This window comes from Ideonella sp. (assembly GCF_035254525.1).
Lineage (GTDB): Bacteria > Pseudomonadota > Gammaproteobacteria > Burkholderiales > Burkholderiaceae_C > Ideonella.
Genome location: NZ_DATFAN010000047.1, coordinates 1 through 3,871 on the forward strand (window position 1 = coordinate 1; position 3,871 = coordinate 3,871).

A 3,871-nucleotide genomic window follows, 5' to 3' on the forward strand; every position below is an offset into this window, starting at 1 on the left:
TGATGCTGACGGGCGAAACGCCGCCGCGCGAACGCGGCGACCTCGTCGCCCGTTTCCAGGCGAAGCAGGACGAACCCGTGCTGCTGCTGAGCCTGAAGGCCGGCGGCGTCGGCCTGAACCTCACGGCGGCCGACACCGTGATCCACCTGGACCCGTGGTGGAACCCGGCGGTCGAACGCCAGGCGACCGACCGCGCGCACCGCATCGGCCAGGACCAGCCGGTGTTCGTCTACAAGATCGTGGTGGAGGGCAGCATCGAAGAGCGCATGCTCGCGCTGCAGGAAAGAAAGGCGGCCCTGGCCGAAGGCGTGCTCGGCAGCGACGCAGACCGTGCGGTGAAGTTCGGCGAGGGCGATCTGCAGGGCTTGCTGGCGCCGCTCGATGCGACGATCGCGCCCAGGCCGGCCGACATCGCGAGCGTGCTGGCCGCCGAGCCGGCGAACCGCGGCATGTGAAAGCCTTGGAGCGCGTCTCAGGCGAGCCAGGACTCGACCTTGTCGCGGCTGGGCACGCCGCCCGCGTGCACCACCTTGCCGTCGATCACGACGCCCGGCGTGCTCATGACACCGTAGCCCACGATGTCGGGCAACGCCTCGACCTTGCTCAGGGTGAGCTTCACGCCCTTGGCCTTGGCGACCTGCTCGATCAGCGCGATCGTGTTCCTGCAGTTGGCGCAGCCGGTGCCGAGTACCTTGATGTCCATGGAGACTCCTTCCGAAGTGGGGCTCAGGTGGCCGATTCGGCGACGTCGAACAGCGTCGCGTGCATGCGCTCGCGCTCCGGCACCGTCGGCCAGCCCGCGTCCGCGGGCGCGGCGATCGACTCGACCTGGCCGCGCGCGTCGACCTGCACGACGCTGTAGGTCTCGTTGACCACGGCCTGGGGCTCGCCGTCCTTCAGGCGCACGTACCAGTCGGCCAGGCGCAAGGTCTGACCCGCCAGCATCGGCGCCGTCGACTCGCGCCGCGCGAGCGCCACGTACAGCGCGTGCGGCACCGGGTGCACGCCGCCGGCTTCGTCCAGGAGGAAGACATACGAGGCATGCTCGGCGCTTGCCGGCGCGCGCGCTCGCCCCGACGCATCGACGGTGCTGAACACCGGCGCGAATCCGCCGCCGGGGGTGCGGAAATTGGTGGTCTGACCCTGGTACAGGCGCGCCGCCACCCACTGCACGTCGCCGCCGTAGGCATACGCACGCAGGTCGAACTTCAGCGGCGGCACGCCGTCGCCTTCGTCGATGCGGCGCGTGCCCGGCGACACGATGGCCTGGGCCACGTAGTCGCCGGCGAGGATCTCCTGCCAGACGCGATGCGTGAGCTTGTCGCCGCGGTAGGCGGCGCGGCTGCCGAACCCCGCCACCGGCTTGAAGAAGAGGCCGCGGCGCGCGGACCAGAGGCGTTCGCTGTTGGCGGCCGTCACGATCTCTGTGTGCGGCACGCTCTCCAGCAGCACACGCTGCAGCGGATCGGGCACGCCCAGCGCCTGCAGCCGCGCGGCGTCGCAAAAGAGCGCGAGCTGGCGCTTGTCGGCATACAGCGCATGCGCCTGCGGGTGCGGGGTCAGCACGACGCCCTGATGCAGCCATGCGTCGCGCAGCGCGGCGCTCGCGGGCTGCTCGAGGTAGAAGTCGGTGAGCCGGTTGTAGACCAGGTCGATGGCTGATTCGCCCAGCCACAGCGCGCCGTCTCGCCATTGCAGCTCGGCCGGATCGGCGATCAGCGCGGTCAGGCCGTGCCGCTCGAACAGCCTGCGGAAGAGCAGGAACTCGGGATACAGGTACTGCCGCTCGGGCTTCTCGTCAACGATGGCGATGCTGCGAAGCGGGCGCGTGTGCCCCGCCAGTCGCCATTCGCGGCGAAACATGTCCACCAGGCGCTGCTCGAATGCCGCCACGTGGGCGCGCGTGGGCACCAGCGTGTCCATCGCGGCGCAGCAACTGCGCTGCGCCCGCGCGAGCACCGCGTTGAGCATCGCGCCGCCGGCGTTGGTGTTGATCTCGATGAGCCCGAGGCGGCCGTGATCGAGGTGGAAGTCGTAGCCGAGGAAGACGCCCCGCGGGCCGGCCGCTGTTCCCACGCGGGCCGTCGCCGGCGCACCGGCCAGCACCTGCTCGCGGTAGGCCGGCAGCGCGACGACGGCTTCGACGGCGCGCACCACCTGCGCCATGCGCTGCAGCTGCGATGACGCCACGAAGACGGGCTGCGCCGCGAAGACCGACGGGCAGCGCTCGTGCATCAGCGCCGACAGCCCGGGCTCTCCCAGTTCCGCGTCGAGTGCATGCGCCAGCGCCTCGCGGTCCAGGCTGAAGCAGAAGCAGTCGTCGTTGAGCTGCTCGAGCGAAGCGGCGGTGGCGATGCTCGACATGGTCGGTGCAGACGATCGGCCAGCGGCGCTCACAGCACCGCGTTGAACACCAGGCCCACGATCAGGATGCCGGTGGCCACGACGCCCGCGAAGGTCGCGATCAGCCGCACCTTGAGCACCTTGCGCAGGATGATCATCTCGGGCAGCGAGAGCGCGATCACGCTCATCATGAAAGCCAGCACCGTCCCCAGCGCCGCGCCCTTGGCCAGCAGGGCCTGCACGACGGGGATCACGCCGGCGGCGTTGCTGTACATCGGCACGCCGATCAACACCGCAAGCGGCACCGACCACCAGGCGTCCCGCCCCATGATCGCGGCCATGAAGTTCTCCGGCACCCAGCCATGGATGGCCGCGCCGACGGCGATGCCCGCGAGGATGTAGGGCCACACCCTGCCGACGATCTCGCGCACGCTCGCCAAGCCGGCGTCGATGCGCTCGGCCAGCGTGAGGCCACTTTCACCCGAGGTCGCAGCGACCTTGGGCATGTCGCGCACCCAGTCCTCGAGGTGGCGCTCCATCTTGAGCCGGCCGATCACCCAGCCCGCGACGATGGCGATCGCGAGGCCCAGGCCCAGGTAGAGCAGCGCGATGCGCCAGCCGAACATGCCGAAGAGCAGCGCCAGCGCCACCTCGTTCACCATCGGCGCCGAGATCAGGAACGAAAAGGTCACGCCCAGCGGCACGCCGGCCTGCACGAAGCCGATGAACAGCGGCACTGCGGAACACGAGCAGAACGGCGTCACGATGCCCAGGCTGGCGGCCATCACGTTGGCTGCGCCTTCGGTGCGACCGGCCAGCAGTGCTCGCGTGCGTTCGGGCGTGAAGTACGAGTTCACCATGCCCATCACGAACACCACCGCCGTGAGCAGCATGAGCACCTTCGGCGTGTCGTACAGGAAGAACTGGATCGCACCGCCCAGGTGGCTGGCGCGATCGATCGGCAAGGCGCCCACGATCGCCTCGGATACCGGATTCAAGGATTGGTAGAGCCCCCACCATGCCAGCGCCGCCGTTGCGAGGAACGCGCGCGGATGTCGGCGGGGAAGTTGCTGCGTCCGCTGGGACAGGGTCAGTTCGGACATGCTCGGTCCTCTGCCGGTGAAGACGAAGACGACAAGCCAAGGATGCAGGTCACGCGCTTCGGCTGCTTGATGAGGATCAAGCGCGTTGCTGTGGCACGGCGCGCTCGTACCATCCCTTGCTGCGATTGACCACGCGCACCACCAGCAGCATCACGGGCACCTCGATCAGCACGCCCACCACCGTGGCGAGCGCGGCGCCCGACTCGAAGCCGAACAAGCTGATCGCCGCGGCCACGGCGAGCTCGAAGAAGTTGCTCGCGCCGATCAGGGCCGACGGGCACGCGACGTCGTGCGCCTCGCCGAGGCGGCGGTTGAGCCAGTACGCCAGCGCCGAATTGAAGAAGACCTGGATCAGGATCGGCACGGCCAGCATCACGATCACCAGCGGCTGGTCGAGGATCGCCTGTCCCTGGAAGGCGAAGAGC

Annotated in this window: 5 protein-coding genes; 1 reads left to right on the forward strand and 4 read right to left on the reverse strand. The window is 69.4% G+C overall.

Going from position 1 to position 3,871, the window contains the following annotated elements:
• On the forward strand, positions 1-455 hold a 455-nt coding region (locus VJ693_RS04440), incomplete at its 5' end, for a C-terminal helicase domain-containing protein (RefSeq protein ID WP_324152258.1).
• Positions 456-472: 17 nt separating this feature from the next.
• Here the strand turns inward: VJ693_RS04440 and VJ693_RS04445 are convergent.
• The 4 genes from VJ693_RS04445 to VJ693_RS04460 all read right to left on the reverse strand — a co-directional run.
• The gene (locus tag VJ693_RS04445; protein WP_324152259.1) at positions 473-703 is read right to left on the reverse strand and encodes a thioredoxin family protein; all 231 of its coding nucleotides are present in this window, start codon (positions 701-703) and stop codon (positions 473-475) included.
• A 23-nt stretch (positions 704-726) separates the two neighbouring features.
• Entirely contained in the window at positions 727-2,364 is a 1,638-nt protein-coding gene (locus VJ693_RS04450) for a hypothetical protein (RefSeq protein WP_324152260.1), read from the reverse strand.
• Positions 2,365-2,393: 29 nt separating this feature from the next.
• A complete protein-coding gene (locus VJ693_RS04455) occupies positions 2,394-3,446 on the reverse strand; it encodes a permease (protein WP_324152262.1) in 1,053 nt (350 codons plus the stop codon).
• Between the two features lie 76 nt (positions 3,447-3,522).
• The coding region (locus tag VJ693_RS04460; protein WP_414652226.1) for an arsenic resistance protein at positions 3,523-3,871 on the reverse strand (349 nt) is incomplete at its 5' end.